This is a genomic window from Diaphorobacter sp. HDW4A (assembly GCF_011305995.1).
Taxonomy (GTDB): Bacteria; Pseudomonadota; Gammaproteobacteria; order Burkholderiales; family Burkholderiaceae_C; genus Diaphorobacter_A.
Window position 1 is genome coordinate 2,754,713 of sequence record NZ_CP049910.1, and the last position, 14,743, is coordinate 2,769,455.

Consider the following 14,743-nt stretch of genomic DNA (forward strand, 5'->3'; position numbering starts at 1 on the left):
TCTGTGTTGGCGCATTGCCACTTCACAGAAACCTTACAAACGCGCATATCACCGTGCAACCCGTTGATTTTAAAAGAAAAATTGATGACGATTTTTTGATCAATTTGTTGAAAGCACGTTCCCATGCAGCTTTGCGGCCGGTCGGACGATACTTTCCCACAAAGTTATCCACAGAAATTGTGGGTGACTTCTTGCGATCAACAAAGAATCATTGATAGTCGAAATTTAATGCGGTGCAATTTTTGTAGCGAAGTCGGCGAGCTGAGCCATAATCGCCCACTGCTTTCATACGCGGGAGAGAGATTTGCTGTCGATCATACAAGCCGCAGGCTGGCCGATCTGGCCATTGATTGCCTGTTCCATTCTGGCCATGGCGCTGATTATCGAGCGCTTCATTGCGCTGAAAACTGCGCGCGTTGCGCCGCCCAAATTGCTGGACGAAGCCATCACGGTGTCCTCCAAGGGCGTGCCTGCACCCGACGTGGTCGGACAACTGGCCCAGAACTCCGCGCTTGGTGAAGTACTGGCCTCGGGCCTGCGCACGCTCAATAGCGAACCTCAGGCGACCGAAGAAGATGTGCGCGCCTCGATGGAGAGCACTGGTCGTGCCGTTGCGCACCGCCTCGAGAAATATCTGAACGCGCTGGCGACCATTGCCTCCGCCGCGCCACTGCTGGGCCTGTTCGGCACTGTGGTCGGCATGATCGAGATCTTCGGCTCGCAAGGTGGTGGCAACACCATGTCCGGCGGCAACCCGGCGCAGCTCGCGCACGGCATTTCGATCGCCTTGTACAACACTGCCTTCGGCCTGATCATCGCGATTCCCACGCTGATCTTCTGGCGCTATTTCCGCAGCCGCGTCGATGACTACCTGCTGTCCATGGAGCTGGCTTCCGAGCAGTTCGTGCGTCACCTCAAACGCCACGCCGGTCGCTGACGTTTTTTCGCATACAACGCAGGCACAGACCCAGTCATGAATTTTCGACCACGCGCCAAGGAAGCACCGGAGATCAACCTGATCCCGTTCATCGACGTGCTGCTGGTGATCCTCATCTTCCTGATGCTATCCACCACCTACAGCAAGTTCACCGAAATGCAGCTGACACTGCCGACGGCCGATGTGGAGCAGCTGCGTGACCGCCCCAAGGAAATCATCGTTTCCGTGGGCGGCGATGGTCGCTACGCGGTGAACCGCTCGGCCCTTGAAGGCAAAAACGTCGAGACGGTCGCCGCCGCACTGTCAAGTGCCGCCAAGGCCGGCAAAGACAGTGTGATCATCATCAGCGCGGACGCCTCGTCGCCGCACCAGGCCGTCGTGACGGTCATGGAAGCCGCGCGCCGCGTGGGCCTCTCGCAAATCACCTTCGCCACGCAGACGTCGGCATCGGCCGGCAAATAAGCGCATGGCCGGGCACGCATCCTCCGCGCTGCGCACATCGTGGCAGCGCCGAGGCGTTCTCGGTGCCCTGCTCTGGCCCGTCTCTCAGCTCTATGGAGTCCTCACCGCGCTGCGGCGAGGGCTCTACCGAAACGGCGTTCTTCAAAGCACCCGACTTCCCGTACCCGTGATCACCGTGGGCAATGTGATCGCCGGCGGCGCGGGCAAGACACCCGTGACCATGGCCATCGTGCGCCACCTCAAGGAACGCGGCCTCACCCCCGGGGTCATCTCTCGCGGCTACGGACGCAGGAGCGAAGGCTGCCGCGCCGTCACCACAAACAGTACGGCATTTGATGTGGGCGATGAGCCTCTGCTGCTCTCCCGCGCGCTGAACGTGCCGGTCTTCGTCGCGAGCCGCCGCGCCGAGGCCGGACAGGCCCTGCTCGACGAACACCCCGAGGTGAACATCCTCGTCTGCGATGACGGCCTGCAGCATCTGGCGCTGCAGCGCGATATCGAGGTCTGCGTGTTCAACAACGAGGGCGTGGGCAATGGCTGGCTGCTGCCCGCTGGGCCTTTGCGGGAGCCTTGGCCGCGTGATGTGGATCTAGTGCTCTACGCGAGCAACGCGCCCGGCGGCACAGCGCCCCAGTTCGGACTCAAGCGCCAGCTTGCGGAACATGCCATCAACGCAGAAGGCCATCAGCGCCCGCTCGACTCGCTGCGCGGTCAGCCCGTCAACGCGCTCGCCGCGATTGCCCGCCCGGAAGATTTTTTCAGCATGTTGCGTGAGCGAGGCCTGATCCTGAACCGCAGCTTCGCGCTGCCAGATCACTTCGATTTCAGCGACTGGAAGATCAAAGCCAATGACGCACTGCCCCTGCTGTGCACCGAAAAGGACGCGACCAAACTCTGGCCCGAGTACCCGCAGGCGCTGGCCGTGCCGCTGGAAGTCCGGCTGCCGAAGGCGTTTTTCGACGCGCTGGATGAGCTTCTCAAGCGCTATCATCCACCCCTTGCTCAATGATTTACCGAGGGTGTGCGCCCCGCCGCATGCTCCACAACACCGCCATGGATCCCAAACTGCTTGAACTGCTGGTATGCCCCGTCACCAAGGGTCCGCTGACCTATGACCGCGAGCGCCAGGAACTCGTCTCGCGCAGTGCCCGTCTGGCCTATCCCGTGCGTGACGGAATTCCCGTCATGCTGGAAAACGAAGCCCGTGAGTTGACCGACGAGGAACTGGAGGCATGAGCGCCAACGTCGCTCAGGTCGCTCCGTTCACGGTGCTGATTCCCGCGCGCATGGCCTCTTCACGCCTGCCCAACAAGCCGCTGGCCGACATCGCCGGTGCCCCCATGGTGGTGCATGTGGCCCGCCGTGCCGCGCAGAGCGCTGCCACTCGCGTGGTGGTGGCGGCCGACGATCAACGCATCGTCGATGCCTGCCTGACACATGGCGTTCAGGCCATCCTCACACGTGCCGACCACCCAAGCGGCAGCGACCGCCTGGCCGAGGCCTGCGAGCAACTTGGCTTGAGTGGTAGCGACATCGTGGTCAACGTGCAGGGCGACGAGCCGCTGATTGATCCATGCCTGATCGATGCCGTGGCCGAGATCCTGGAGCAACGCGCCGACGCCAGCATGGGGACCGCCGCACACGCCATCGACTCGGTGGAGGACGTTGCCAATCCGAACGTGGTGAAGGTGGTGCTCGATGCAAAGGGCCTCGCCCACTACTTCAGCCGTTCACCGATTCCGTTCGCACGCGACTTCGCCGCAGGCATTGCGTGGTGGAAAGACCAAAAGAATCTGCCTGCCGCCGCCAAGGGTGCCGCGCCCCTGCGACACATCGGCATCTACAGCTACCGTGCCGGTTTTTTGCGTGAGTTCCCGCTGCTTGCGCCCGCCCCCACCGAAGTGCTGGAAGCGCTTGAGCAACTGCGCGCGCTCTGGCATGGCCATCGCATTGCTGTACACGTGAGCGAACATGCCCCGGGCCCAGGCGTGGACACCCCTGCCGATCTGGAACGCGTGCGCGCACTGATCGGCTGAAGCGAAGCTGCACTACATCAGTGCAATAAACATCTATTTCACCCAAAACCGAGGATAGTCTCTCTAGAGACCGTCAGTTTGGTGCGGGCAACGCATGCTATCCTTGACCGGTTAAGAGCACGAGACCGGGCGCTGGCATGCCCGTGGCTGATGTGCCCGCAGATTTCAACATACAGAGGACATCCATGAGACTGATTTTGCTTGGCGCTCCCGGCGCCGGTAAGGGTACGCAAGCCACCTTCATCTGCCAGAAGTACGGTATCCCGCAAATCTCCACAGGCGACATGCTGCGCGCCGCCGTCAAGGCCGGTACCCCACTGGGCGTGCAAGCCAAGGCGGTGATGGACGCCGGTCAGCTGGTAAGCGACGACCTGATCATCAATCTGGTGAAGGAACGCATCGCCCAGTCTGACTGTGCCAATGGTTTTCTGTTCGACGGATTCCCCCGCACCATCCCCCAGGCCGATGCCATGAAAGCCGCCGGCGTGAAACTGGACTACGTGCTCGAAATCGACGTCCCTTTCGAAGCCATCATCGAACGCATGAGCGGCCGCCGCTCGCACCCCGCCTCGGGTCGCACCTACCACGTCAAGTTCAACCCGCCCAAGACGGCTGGCAAGGACGACGTGACCGGTGAAGACCTGGTCCAGCGCGAAGACGACAAGGAAGAAACCGTCAAGAAGCGCCTCGACGTCTACGACGCCCAGACCCGCCCCCTGGTCGACTACTACTCCAACTGGGCCAAGGCCGACGCAGCTGCAGCCCCCAAGTACCGCGCCATCAGCGGCACCGGCAGCGTGGAAGAGATCACCCAGCGCGCCCTCCAGGCCCTCGCCAGCTGAGCCCGACATGGCCACCCACAAAAACGCCGCGAAATGCGGCGTTTTTTATTGGCATCGACGTTAATCCTGAATTGGGTGTTCCAGACAGCTCCCCTTCGAAGCGAAGCGAGCACTCGAACAACCACCCCAACGGCGAAACAGCCCCTCAGGCTAGGCTTCGCAACGACGCATGAGGGGCTGTTTCGCCGTCTCCAACCGATCAGCGAACAAGCCAAAAAACAGAACAGAAGCTAGTCGTCATTCTCAGCGGCGAGGTCGTCGTCGATTAGATCGAGGATGAGGCTGATGCGGGCTTTGACGGGGCTGAGCCCGTTGGCGCTGGCCCAGCGCGCATCCGCCTCGCCCAGCACCTGCCCCTCGGCGCAGCGCGACGCGATTCGCACCAGCACCCCCTCTTCCTCGGCCGCCTCCAGCGCCTGCTCCAGCACCTTGTGAAGCGTGCCATTGCCCGTCGCAGCGACGACGATGCCGTCCACGCCCTGCGCCGCCAGCGCCTTGACCAGCGCGCCGCTCACGCCCGCATGGCTCATCACGATCTCCACCTGCGGCCACAGATCGGGCTCGGGCAGCGTCTGCACGACACGCGCGTTCGATGTGGCCGAGCACTCGGGCGCGCTGTTGCGCGACCAGCGCACGCTGCGCCCCTCCACCCAGCCGAGCGGGCCCGCATCGCCCGACGAGAACGCATTGAGCCGAAGCGGATGCACCTTGCGCACCTCGCGTGCGCCGTGGATCTCGCCAGCCGCCACGCACAACACGCCGCAGGCCGTGGGCTCGCCCGCGACGATCACCGAATCCAGCAGGTTCTGCGGACCATCAGGCGCGAGCGCCGTCGCGGGCCGCATCGCGCTGCACAGCACGATGGGCTTACGCGGATCAAGCACCTGTTGCAGAAACCACGCGGTTTCCTCCAGCGTGTCGGTGCCATGCGTGATTACGATGCCCTGCACATCCGGATCAGCGAGATGCTTTTCGCAATGACGCGCGAGCTTGAGCCAGATATCGTGCGTCATGTCCTTGCTATCCACCTGAGCGATCTGTTTGGCGATCAACCCACCAGGAGCCACCTCCTCCAGCACAGGCACCGCAGCGATCAAATCCTCCACGCCGATTTGCGCCGCGGTGTAACCCGTATTGGCACCGGCGACCGCAGAAGTGCCGGCTATCGTCCCGCCCGTTCCCAGCAGTACGATCTTTTTTGCAACAACCACTTGCGTCTCCTTAAAAACTGTTCAAAAATACAGGCACTGGTTATTTAACCAGTGCCTATTTCAGCAACCCCGACTGACTGTATTGGATGGATCGCACCATGTCCGACAGCCCCAAGCTCACCGCCCGTCAACAGCAGATTCTGGACCTGATCCAGAACGCCATCTCACGCACCGGCGCACCACCCACCCGGGCCGAAATCGCCGCCGAACTGGGCTTCAAGTCCGCCAACGCCGCCGAAGAACATTTGCAGGCGCTGGCCCGCAAAGGCGTGATCGAGCTCGTCAGCGGCACCTCGCGCGGCATCCGTCTGCGCTCCGATGCGGTGCGCAACATCAACGCGGCGCGCGGTGCGCAGTTCGGCTCGCAATTCAACCTGCCGATTCCGGGGCTCTCCCAGCTCGTGCTGCCGCTCATCGGCCGCGTCGCTGCGGGTTCGCCCATTCTCGCGCAAGAACACATCGATCAAAGCTATACCGTCGAAGGCAGCCTCTTCGCGCGCAAGCCCGACTATCTGCTCAAAGTGCGCGGCATGTCGATGCGCGACGCCGGCATCATGGACGGAGACCTGCTCGCCGTGCAAGCCACACAGGACGTGCGCAACGGCCAGATCGTCGTCGCCCGCATCGGTGACGAGGTCACCGTCAAGCGCCTGCGCCGCTCGGCTGACGCCATCGAGCTGCTGCCAGAGAATCCTGACTACCCAGTGATCACCGTGCACCCCGGCGAGCCCTTCGAGATCGAAGGCCTTGCCGTCGGCTTGATCCGCAACACCATGCTCATGTAGAGCGCCTCTCTCCCACTTTCTCAGATCCCAGTTCCCAGCGTTGACTGCAGGTGGCGGGCGTTTGGCGAATCCCTCCGGATTCACCAGCCCTGCAGCAGCGCTTCGTCCGTACCTCGGTAATCCTGCCTGTGTTCCACCTTTTCATGACGCTCTCCAACCGCGTCATGCTGGAGATATCACATGCGTTCCGCCCTGATCGAACTGTCCGCCATCGCCCAACCTTTCAACCGCATCGCCCACTGGGTCGCACAACGTGCAGGCAACGACCACTCCGTCGTCCAACCTGCGGAAGTCGACATCTCCGGGCTCAAGCTGCTCGTTCGCCCACGCCTCGGCAAAGTGCGCAGGCTCGCCACCTCAGCGGCAAATAGTGATCGCCTCGACTTTCTGAATGCCGCACAGTCCTCCCTACAACTGGCCAGCCACAATGCAGCTGCGCCACTGGCGAAGCTGCGGGACGCCCAACAACTTCGCCCGGCCTTGCGCGTCGTCGTCAAACCCGATGCCAATGGCGGCACAGGCCGCATGGTGATCTCCGGCCGTATGGCCGATGTATGTGCAGAGCTAGATCGCCTCGCGCATCAGCAGGAACGCCAGATGCAGCCCTGCGCCTGAGGTTGCATGGCAGCCCGATGCACTCGGGCATACAAACAAGCCAGCGTGCTCGTCACGCCATTCGAAGCGCAGATTGCGTGCGCGGAATGGTGCCCGCGTTCATCGCTGGCTTTCTACAATGGCGCACCCCGTTCTGCCCGCATCCTCAACACCATGCCACACGAATCCCGCCTGCAGCGCAGTCTGCGTGAGTTGATCGAACAGCGCCGCACCGCCGCACTGGCCGTCTCGTCCATCGAAGGAAGTGGCGACGCGCCCTTGATCTCCATGGTGCCGTTTGCATGGTGCGCGCCGTTCGGTTGCATCGTGCTGCATGTGAGCGCGCTCGCGGCGCACACGCGGGCTATGGAGTTGCATCCGGCCGTGTCACTGCTCTTCTCCATGCCGGAAGTCGCGGGTGACGGGGTGCATGCACTCGAGCGTGTGAGCCTGCAAGGCATCGCCTCCACGCCGCCCACGGAGAGCGTGCTTTGGGCGGGCATGCGCGCCGCCTACATCGCGCGTTTTCCTGAAGCCGGATTCATGACCGAGCTTCCCGACTTCCGCTTTGTCTGCATCACGCCCGAATCGGGCCGCCATATCGCGGGCTTTGGCTCGGCGCGCGATGTTTCGGGAAACGACTTTGTGGCAGCGATGAACTTCAAGCCCGAGTGATCGGGCCGCGCTCATCTCCTTTGCCAGCCACCCAGTCGGCGACGGCCATGAACGCCGGGTCTGCCATTCCCGCCACGCAGCCCATCACATAGTCCTGCCACATCTGCCCCTGCTGCTCCACCTGCGCGGACTGAAACTGCGCGAGCATGCGTGCCGGATCATCGCAGCCCTCATACGCATAGGGATCGCGCCGCAGACACATGGTCTGTACCTGCAGCCACGCCGCCTGACGCGTCACCGCCATGCCTTGCAAGCGCTGCCATTGGTGCAGCAGCTCATGCGCGAACAGCCCCGCCACATAAGGGTGAGGCAGCTTAAGCGACTGCCGCGCATCGCCATTCACAAAGCAGGCACGTGGCATGAAGATGCGCCCGCCATTCATTGACAGCGCACGCCGCGTATCGCCCAACCGCCGCAAATGCAGGCGCAGACGCGGCTGCAGCGCATCCAGCGAATGCGCGAAGAAACGGCGCACGAATGCGCGCTCGGCTTCGGTGAACGGACGGCTCCAGAACATGGGGAGAATGAGATGGTGGGTGATCGACCTGCCATCGATTCTCACCCATCCATCCTCCACCTTGGAAACTGCCCAACCACGCCGCGGACAGCACCACCCGAGCGGATTGGCTTGCGCACGGAAGTGGAAGACGTCATCCGCCAAATTCCAGACACAGCCTCATTGCCGCTCTTTCGACGTTTCTCCATGCGATCAGTCCCAGACCGGTGCCAGCCCCTCGGGATTGACCTCGCGGCCATTGCGCTCCAATGCCGCGATCTGTGCCATGTCGTCCGCATCGAGAACCCGCTTTTGTGCGAGCAGGTTGCTCGCCAGATTTTCGCGTTTGGTGGACGACGGAATCACCGCATAGCCCAGTTGCAGTGCCCAGGCCAGCGCCACCTGTGCCACGCTTGCGCCGTGCTTTTGCGCGATGGCGGCGAGCACGGGATCCTGCAGCACCTTGCCGTAGGCGAGCGTCATGTATGAGGTCACCGCAATGCCCTGCTCCTTCAAAAAGGCCGTCAGCTTCACGTTCTGCAGATAGGGACTCAGCTCGATCTGGTTGGTCGCGATTTCGCCCTTGCCGACCACGGCGATGGCCTGACGGGTCAGCTCGATGTTGAAGTTGGAGATGCCGATCTGTCGCGTGAGGCCGAGCGACTTGGCCTCGGCCAGCGCCTCCATGAATTCGGGCAGAGGCACCGCGCCGCCCGGGGCAGGCCAGTGGATCAGTGTCAGATCGACCACGTCGGTGCGCAGCTTGGCGAGGCTTTCGCGCAGGCTTGGAATCAGCCGGTCGCGCGAGAAGTTCTCTACCCAGATCTTGGTGGTCACGAACAGCTGCTCGCGCGGCACGCCGGACTCGGCCATCGCATCGCCCACTTCGGCCTCGTTGCCGTAGATCTGTGCGGTGTCGATGGCGCGGTAGCCCACCTCCAACGCCTTGAGAACGGAGTCCTTGGCCGTGCCATCCTTCAAACGGAAGGTGCCGACGCCAAAAGAAGGAATGCCCATGATGTATTGCTCCAAGCAGTGATTCAATGCCATGGAGTATGCAGAAATCTTTCTTGTAGAAAAATGCCAAAATCAGGCAAACATATTTGATTTCATATCAACAATGAAAACCACCCTTGACGAGATGCAGCTGTTCGTGACCGTGGTGGATCTGGGCTCCATCTCGGCCGCGGCCGAGCAGCTAGAACTCACCGTTTCCGCCGCCAGCCGCACGCTCACGCGGCTCGAACACAAGCTCGATACCACGCTGCTTAACCGCACGACCAGACGACTCATCCTCACCGAGGAAGGCACCGGATTTCTGCAGCAGGCGCGCGGCATTCTCGAATCGGTCAACGCCGCAGAGGAACAGATGGCCGCGCGCAAGAGCACGCCCGCGGGCCGCCTGCGCGTGGACGCCGCGACGCCCTTCATGCTGCATGCGGTCGTGCCTCTGGTGGCCGGATTTCGCGAGCGCTATCCCGAGATAGAACTGGAGCTGAACTCCAACGAAGGTATTACCGACCTCATCGAGCATCGCACCGACGTGGCCCTGCGCATCGGCACGCTCAAAGACTCCACGCTGCACGCGCGCAAGCTGGCGACCAGCCGCGTGCGCATCCTCGCAAGTCCCGCTTATCTGCAGGCGCACGGCACACCCAGAACAATCGCGCAACTGCTGAATGCCGAGCGCCATGTGCTGCTCGGTTTCAGCAAACCCGAATCGCTCAATGTATGGCCGCTGCAGCACCCCGATGGCGAGTCCGTGCAGATCAAGCCGCAGATCCTCTCGCAGAACGGAGAAACGCTGCGCCACCTCGCACTGGCCGGGCAAGGCATTGTCTGCCTCTCCGACTTCATGACGCGTGAGGACCGGGCCAGCGGCACGCTCGTGCCGCTGTTCGTCAAACAGAAGCTCGAGGTGCGGCAGACGATCCATGCGGTGTACTACCGCAACACGGCGCTGGCCTCGCGGATCGCCTGTTTCCTCGACTATCTGGCGGCCGAGCTGCGAGAGCGGCCGTTCGATGGATGATGCAGCCAAACAGCAGCGAAGGCGACCAGCAGAAGCGACAGCCCCCACAACGCCCACTGGCTCAGCGTCGGCACAGGCGCTGCGGCGACGAGAGCCGCCATCGGCACGGCGATCAGCACCGGATCCGACACATTGCCAGCCGTCGGATCGTTGTCACCCGTCGCTGTTGCGCTGGAAGTTCCATCGTTGTCGATGACCGAGAACGTCACTCCTGTACCGTTGAATGTGGCAGTCCATGGTGTCCAGGCGTTACCCGTCCACTTGAACATCTGGGCGTTGGCGGGAGCATTCGCGGGCAGGGTCAGTGACATCTGAAGCGTGCTTCCACTCGCGCAGCCGCTGGCTGTGAAACCGATCTGTCCATAGGGAAACGAATAGCCCACAGGGCCGTCGGTCGTGGGTGCTGCAGCGTAAGTGGGGCCGCTGGTGATCGTGCAACCTGCACCCGAAAGGCCGAGCGCGACATTGCCAGCCGGTGTGGTCGTTGTACCCGAAACGAGCACGAAGGTCGCTCCGATGGTCTTGGCACCATCAATTGCAATGGTACAGGTGCCCGTTCCGGAGCAGGCGCCCGCCCATTGGCCGAGCGCATGGTTGGCATCCGGTGTCGCGGTACATTGCACGCTGGAAAAATGATCGAGGATCTGCCCATCGCTCACCGGGACGCTGGCGCTCGTGCATTGGACCGTTCCATGGCTCGTCGGCGTGATGGTGAAGGGATAGGCGTTGAGTGTGAATTCGGCTGTCACGCTCTTGTCCGCGTCCATGGTGACGACGCAGCTTGCCGCGCCATTCGCCACGCAGGGACTACTCCAGCTTGCGAGGGAATAGCCAACGGCGGGCTGCGCGTTCAGCGTGACCACGCCCATTTCGGGATACGCAAACGGACCGCAATTGCCCGTGGTGCAACTGGGCGCCGCAGCCAATCCTATGGGCAGTTGAACGGGCGTCACTGCGCTGGACGAACCAGCAGGATTGACGACGGAGAGCGTCAGCAGACGCTGAACCGACTCAACCGACCCCATGTCGCACGCAGCACCCTGTGGCCGTGCAATGCCACGCTGGTCGTCAACGAGCGTCACGCCATTCAAGCCTGTGCAATCGCCTGCATCCAGCGCGGCGCTGCCCGCGCCAGGAAGCTGCGTTGGCGTGGGACCGCCGTTGTTCTGCAATGCACCGAGCACGGGATCCAGATCGAGATTGCTACCGCCGTCGGTACCGATGGCTGCCAACCAGTTGGCCGACCCGCCCGAACCCTGCACGATGCTGAGGTTGATCGCAGGCGTCGAACTTTCGTTGAACAACTGAGCGCCCGAATTCGCAGAGTTTCCCCATATCACGCTGGAGATGATCTTGGGGCTGCCCGCTGTCATAAGCGCGTTGTACAACGCACCGCCGGACGCCGCCGTGTTGCCGTTGAAGGTGGAGCTCGCAATGACTGGTTGACTGCCACCCAAATTGCCAAGACTGAAGATCGCGCCCCCCACATTGGCCTGATTGCCATGAAAGGTGGACTGGGTAATGGAGGTGCTGACCGTTCCCGTCACCCCGTTGTTGTTGATCGCACCACCCGTCAAGGTGGCTTGGTTCGCGCTGAACGTGGACTTGGAAATGACCGGGCTGCTGATCCCGGATACGGCGGCGCGGTTGAACATGGCCCCGCCATCTCCGCCTGCCGTGTTGCCATTGAAGGTGGCGTTGTCGATGATGGGACTGCTGCGCCCGGTGGGGTTCTCAGCCTTGTTGTAGATCGCCCCGCCACTGGCCGAAGTCGAATTGCCGGTGAACGTGACCGTGCGGATCGACGGGCTGCTGGTTCCGGCAATGCCGGAATTGAACATCGCGCCACCAGGTCCCGTGGCAACATTGCCGGTGAAGGTCGAACCGGTAATGCTGGGGCTGCTTGAGCCCGACGAATTGCCGTCATTGAACATCGCACCGCCCGAGCCACCCGCCGTATTGGCTTCAAAAATCGTGTCGTTGATGACGGGGCTCGCATCGCTGCCCAGAGACCGCCCGTTGTTGTAGATCGCACCACCGTTGCGGGTCGCTGAATTGCCGGTGAAACGGGTGTTCGTGATCTCGGGTCTGCCAACGCCGTACCAGCCGTTGTTGTAGATCGCGCCGCCATCCGCCAGCGCACTGTTGCCGCGAAACGCGCTGTCGACAATCGCGGGGCTGCATTCATGGTTCGATCCGATGCCGTTGCAGTAAAGACCCGCACCCGATTGCCTGAATTCTGTGACATCCGTCGCGTCATCCGCCTTGCCACCAGAAATCGTCACACTCTCCAGCAAGGTGTAGTTGGGGTCGGCGGGGTTGCTGACGTACTTGCGGTTGCCGGAAGATAGATTGGTGCCGCCAATCACCACGACGTGGTAGCTATTGCCTCCGCCGATGGCGCCCGACAGTACCGTGTTCGCTGCATCAACCACGCGATCCGTGGCGGAAGCTCCGGTGTAGCCCCCCTTGAGTTGCAACGGCCTGTTGATGGCAAAGGAGATCGTGCGGTCACTGGCGGCTGGTTGGTAGATGCCCTGCCGGACTCGAATCTCATAACAATTCGACGGCAGCAGATCAGCGTTGGCGATGGCCAACGCGCCTTGCAGCGTCGCGGCATCGGCCCAGCTCGCGCCGGTCATGGCTCCGGCGCCTGAAGGATCCGCGAAGAGGACATGATTCGCGTTGCAGGCGGACTGGGCCTGTGCCTGTCCGCAACCCAGCGCCAGCCATCCTGCAGCGAGTACCACGCCTACGCGCAAGAATGCGCGCCCTTGATCATGGTCGTGCTTGACGGACCTCGTCATCGCCCCCCGCACGGATGTCTTCCCAGTTAGTGAATGCATGCTTCCCTCGAGTGAATTGGTTTATCTGCCAATGTCAATCTGAAGAAGCCATCCAGCCCACCTCAGGACCAGTCCGGCGGGTGATCTCTGTTTGGAACCATCAGATTAACGTTTATTAACAGTTAATTTCAACAAGATAAGAAGCGTTTGTATGTACCCCAAACGGGTGAATTTGCCTGTTCAGCCGTAGGTGAAAACCCTGTATTTCAATCGAACTCACTACACATCAATCCAGCGGACACGCATCACTGCAGGACGAAGCGCGCCCCTTCCTCTGGCACCACCGCATCCATCCCCCACTTCGCGTTCAATTCACTCGCCAGAATCCGCGCCGGCTCGGCCTCGCCGTGTACTACGAAGGTCTTGTGCGGCTTCTTCTTGAACGCACCTACCCAGTCCAGCAGTGCTTTTTGATCCGCATGGGCCGAGAAGCCGCCGAGTGTGTGGACGGATGCGCGCACGTCGATCTCTTCGCCGAACATGCGGACCTGTTTGACGCCATCGACCAACCTTCTGCCAAGCGATCCAGCGGTCTGGAAGCCGCAGATGATGACCGCGCAGTCGGGGTTGCCGAGGTTGTTGCGCAGGTGGTGGAGCACGCGGCCTGCGTCGCACATGCCGCTGGCGCTGATGATCACCGCGCCGCACTTGATGCGGTTGAGCTTGATGGAGTCTTCCACGTCGCTGATGAAGTGGATGCGCGTGCTCTCCATGAGCTTGGCGGCGCTGCCGAGCAGCTGTTTGGCTTCTTCATCAAACACCTCGAAATGCTTGAGCGTGATCTCCGTGGCGGCGACGGCCATGGGAGAGTCGACGAAGATTTCGACGTTGCCAAGACGCCCCTGCTGCGCGAGCTGCAGGAAGTGGTAGAGCAGCTCCTGCGTGCGGCCCACGGCGAACGCCGGGATGACGATGTTGCCGTGCGGCGCCGTGCGGTTGACCACCTCCACCAGCTCGTCCAGCGTGGAGCCCAGGTCCTTGTGCAAGCGGTCGCCATAGGTCGATTCGATGAGCAGTACATCGGCCTCGTCGATGGGCGTCGGATCGCGCAGGATCACGCGACCAGGTTGGCCGAGGTCACCGCTCGCCACCAGCTTGGTGGCCTCGCCGTGCTCATCGGCGAGCCAGATTTCGAGAATGGCCGAGCCGAGGATATGCCCCGCATCGCGCATGCACACCTGCACGTTGGCCTGCGGCGAGAACGTGGCGTCGTAGGGCTTGGAGCGGATCTGTTCCATCACCAGCGCCACATGGGCGAGGCTGTAGAGTGGCAACTGGATTTCCTTGTTACCCGCCTTATAGTTATTGCCGCGCTGGTGGCGCAGGCCGCCGGACTTCTGGCGTTTGATGTCGCGCTCGTATTCCATCTGCTGAATGTGCGCGCTGTCCTTGAGCAAGACGTCGAGCAGGTCTCGGGTCGCCGACGTGCAATAGATGGGACCGCGAAACCCGCGTGCAGTGAGCTTGGGCAGCAGGCCGCTATGGTCGATGTGGGCATGCGTGAGCAGCACGAAATCGATGCTGGCAGCGTCGAATGCGAACGCGTTCTCGTTGTGCTCGTCAGCCTCGTGTCCGCCCTGCGCCATGCCGCAATCGATAAGAAAACGACATCCATTCGCCTCCACCAGATGACAGGAACCGGTAACTGACTGTGCCGCGCCGTGGAATGTGATGTTCATGGAGGTATGGCCCGTGCCGCCGGGCTGGATGAAGTGATTGCTCGGATGATTCAAGCCAATCTATCACCACTGGCCAGTCGGTACTCAGCAGCGCGACCAGATCACCACCACCGCTTGACTCATATCAACTCCATCGCACCACATCGCA

Annotated in this window: 15 protein-coding genes; 10 read left to right on the plus strand and 5 right to left on the minus strand. The window is 62.0% G+C overall.

Annotated features, from left to right (window positions below; translation table 11 throughout):
• Positions 1-304 precede the first annotated feature (304 nt).
• The 6 genes from G7047_RS12460 to adk all read left to right on the plus strand — a co-directional run bounded on the left by G7047_RS12460 (position 305) and on the right by adk (position 4,277).
• Positions 305-937, plus strand: a complete 633-nt coding sequence (locus G7047_RS12460; protein WP_166305677.1) for a MotA/TolQ/ExbB proton channel family protein — start codon at positions 305-307, stop codon at positions 935-937.
• Positions 938-973: 36 nt separating this feature from the next.
• Positions 974-1,399, plus strand: a complete 426-nt coding sequence (locus tag G7047_RS12465; protein ID WP_166305680.1) for a biopolymer transporter ExbD — start codon at positions 974-976, stop codon at positions 1,397-1,399.
• Positions 1,400-1,403: 4 nt separating this feature from the next.
• Complete coding sequence (lpxK, locus tag G7047_RS12470) at positions 1,404-2,408, plus strand: tetraacyldisaccharide 4'-kinase (protein ID WP_166305683.1); 1,005 nt, start codon at positions 1,404-1,406, stop codon at positions 2,406-2,408.
• A gap of 44 nt (positions 2,409-2,452) precedes the next feature.
• The gene (locus tag G7047_RS12475; protein WP_166305686.1) at positions 2,453-2,635 is read left to right on the plus strand and encodes a Trm112 family protein; all 183 of its coding nucleotides are present in this window, start codon (positions 2,453-2,455) and stop codon (positions 2,633-2,635) included.
• Positions 2,632-3,435 (plus strand): 3-deoxy-manno-octulosonate cytidylyltransferase, encoded by an 804-nt coding sequence (gene kdsB, locus G7047_RS12480; protein ID WP_166305689.1) that lies wholly within the window; start codon positions 2,632-2,634, stop codon positions 3,433-3,435. Before G7047_RS12475 ends, kdsB begins: the two co-directional genes overlap by 4 nt.
• A gap of 185 nt (positions 3,436-3,620) precedes the next feature.
• Positions 3,621-4,277 (plus strand): adenylate kinase, encoded by a 657-nt coding sequence (gene adk, locus G7047_RS12485; RefSeq protein WP_166305692.1) that lies wholly within the window; start codon positions 3,621-3,623, stop codon positions 4,275-4,277.
• Positions 4,278-4,507: 230 nt separating this feature from the next.
• Here adk and G7047_RS12490 read toward each other — a convergent pair whose 3' ends face one another.
• Positions 4,508-5,488, minus strand: a complete 981-nt coding sequence (locus G7047_RS12490; protein WP_240939471.1) for an asparaginase — start codon at positions 5,486-5,488, stop codon at positions 4,508-4,510.
• 98 nt (positions 5,489-5,586) lie between these two features.
• Between G7047_RS12490 and lexA the strand changes: the two genes are divergently transcribed.
• The 3 genes from lexA (at position 5,587) to G7047_RS12505 (ending at position 7,542) form a co-directional block, all read left to right on the plus strand.
• The gene (gene lexA / locus G7047_RS12495; RefSeq protein ID WP_166305695.1) at positions 5,587-6,273 is read left to right on the plus strand and encodes a transcriptional repressor LexA; all 687 of its coding nucleotides are present in this window, start codon (positions 5,587-5,589) and stop codon (positions 6,271-6,273) included.
• A gap of 180 nt (positions 6,274-6,453) precedes the next feature.
• Complete coding sequence (locus G7047_RS12500) at positions 6,454-6,888, plus strand: hypothetical protein (protein ID WP_166299496.1); 435 nt, start codon at positions 6,454-6,456, stop codon at positions 6,886-6,888.
• A 153-nt stretch (positions 6,889-7,041) separates the two neighbouring features.
• The gene (locus G7047_RS12505; RefSeq protein WP_166305698.1) at positions 7,042-7,542 is read left to right on the plus strand and encodes a HugZ family protein; all 501 of its coding nucleotides are present in this window, start codon (positions 7,042-7,044) and stop codon (positions 7,540-7,542) included.
• Here G7047_RS12505 and G7047_RS12510 read toward each other — a convergent pair.
• Both G7047_RS12510 and dkgB read right to left on the minus strand, forming a co-directional pair.
• A complete protein-coding gene (locus tag G7047_RS12510) occupies positions 7,529-8,059 on the minus strand; it encodes a hypothetical protein (RefSeq protein WP_240939547.1) in 531 nt (176 codons plus the stop codon). The two genes, G7047_RS12505 and G7047_RS12510, sit on opposite strands and share 14 nt — an antisense overlap.
• A gap of 192 nt (positions 8,060-8,251) precedes the next feature.
• The gene (gene dkgB, locus G7047_RS12515) at positions 8,252-9,055 is read right to left on the minus strand and encodes a 2,5-didehydrogluconate reductase DkgB (RefSeq protein WP_166305701.1); all 804 of its coding nucleotides are present in this window, start codon (positions 9,053-9,055) and stop codon (positions 8,252-8,254) included.
• Positions 9,056-9,158: 103 nt separating this feature from the next.
• Here dkgB and G7047_RS12520 point away from each other — a divergent pair, with 103 nt between their 5' ends.
• On the plus strand, positions 9,159-10,070 hold the full coding sequence (locus G7047_RS12520; protein ID WP_166305704.1) for a LysR family transcriptional regulator: 912 nt from the start codon (positions 9,159-9,161) through the stop codon (positions 10,068-10,070).
• Here the strand turns inward: G7047_RS12520 and G7047_RS12525 are convergent.
• Positions 10,028-12,916, minus strand: a complete 2,889-nt coding sequence (locus G7047_RS12525) for an IPTL-CTERM sorting domain-containing protein (RefSeq protein ID WP_166305707.1) — start codon at positions 12,914-12,916, stop codon at positions 10,028-10,030. The two genes, G7047_RS12520 and G7047_RS12525, sit on opposite strands and share 43 nt — an antisense overlap.
• Before the next feature lie 245 nt (positions 12,917-13,161).
• The gene (locus G7047_RS12530) at positions 13,162-14,595 is read right to left on the minus strand and encodes an MBL fold metallo-hydrolase RNA specificity domain-containing protein (protein WP_166305710.1); all 1,434 of its coding nucleotides are present in this window, start codon (positions 14,593-14,595) and stop codon (positions 13,162-13,164) included.
• Positions 14,596-14,743 lie beyond the last annotated feature (148 nt).

What these genes read in the sequence shown, in the direction of transcription:
- G7047_RS12500 (WP_166299496.1), top strand. Translation starts at nt 6,454, where the DNA reads ATGCGTTCCGCCCTGATCGAACTGTCCGCCATCGCCCAACCTTTCAAC.
- lexA (WP_166305695.1), top strand. Translation starts at nt 5,587, where the DNA reads ATGTCCGACAGCCCCAAGCTCACCGCCCGTCAACAGCAGATTCTGGAC.
- adk (WP_166305692.1), top strand. Translation starts at nt 3,621, where the DNA reads ATGAGACTGATTTTGCTTGGCGCTCCCGGCGCCGGTAAGGGTACGCAA.
- dkgB (WP_166305701.1), bottom strand. Translation starts at nt 9,055, where the DNA reads ATGGGCATTCCTTCTTTTGGCGTCGGCACCTTCCGTTTGAAGGATGGC.
- G7047_RS12525 (WP_166305707.1), bottom strand. Translation starts at nt 12,916, where the DNA reads ATGCATTCACTAACTGGGAAGACATCCGTGCGGGGGGCGATGACGAGG.
- G7047_RS12465 (WP_166305680.1), top strand. Translation starts at nt 974, where the DNA reads ATGAATTTTCGACCACGCGCCAAGGAAGCACCGGAGATCAACCTGATC.
- G7047_RS12475 (WP_166305686.1), top strand. Translation starts at nt 2,453, where the DNA reads ATGGATCCCAAACTGCTTGAACTGCTGGTATGCCCCGTCACCAAGGGT.
- G7047_RS12510 (WP_240939547.1), bottom strand. Translation starts at nt 8,059, where the DNA reads ATGTTCTGGAGCCGTCCGTTCACCGAAGCCGAGCGCGCATTCGTGCGC.
- lpxK (WP_166305683.1), top strand. Translation starts at nt 1,404, where the DNA reads ATGGCCGGGCACGCATCCTCCGCGCTGCGCACATCGTGGCAGCGCCGA.
- kdsB (WP_166305689.1), top strand. Translation starts at nt 2,632, where the DNA reads ATGAGCGCCAACGTCGCTCAGGTCGCTCCGTTCACGGTGCTGATTCCC.
- G7047_RS12530 (WP_166305710.1), bottom strand. Translation starts at nt 14,595, where the DNA reads ATGAACATCACATTCCACGGCGCGGCACAGTCAGTTACCGGTTCCTGT.
- G7047_RS12520 (WP_166305704.1), top strand. Translation starts at nt 9,159, where the DNA reads ATGAAAACCACCCTTGACGAGATGCAGCTGTTCGTGACCGTGGTGGAT.
- G7047_RS12505 (WP_166305698.1), top strand. Translation starts at nt 7,042, where the DNA reads ATGCCACACGAATCCCGCCTGCAGCGCAGTCTGCGTGAGTTGATCGAA.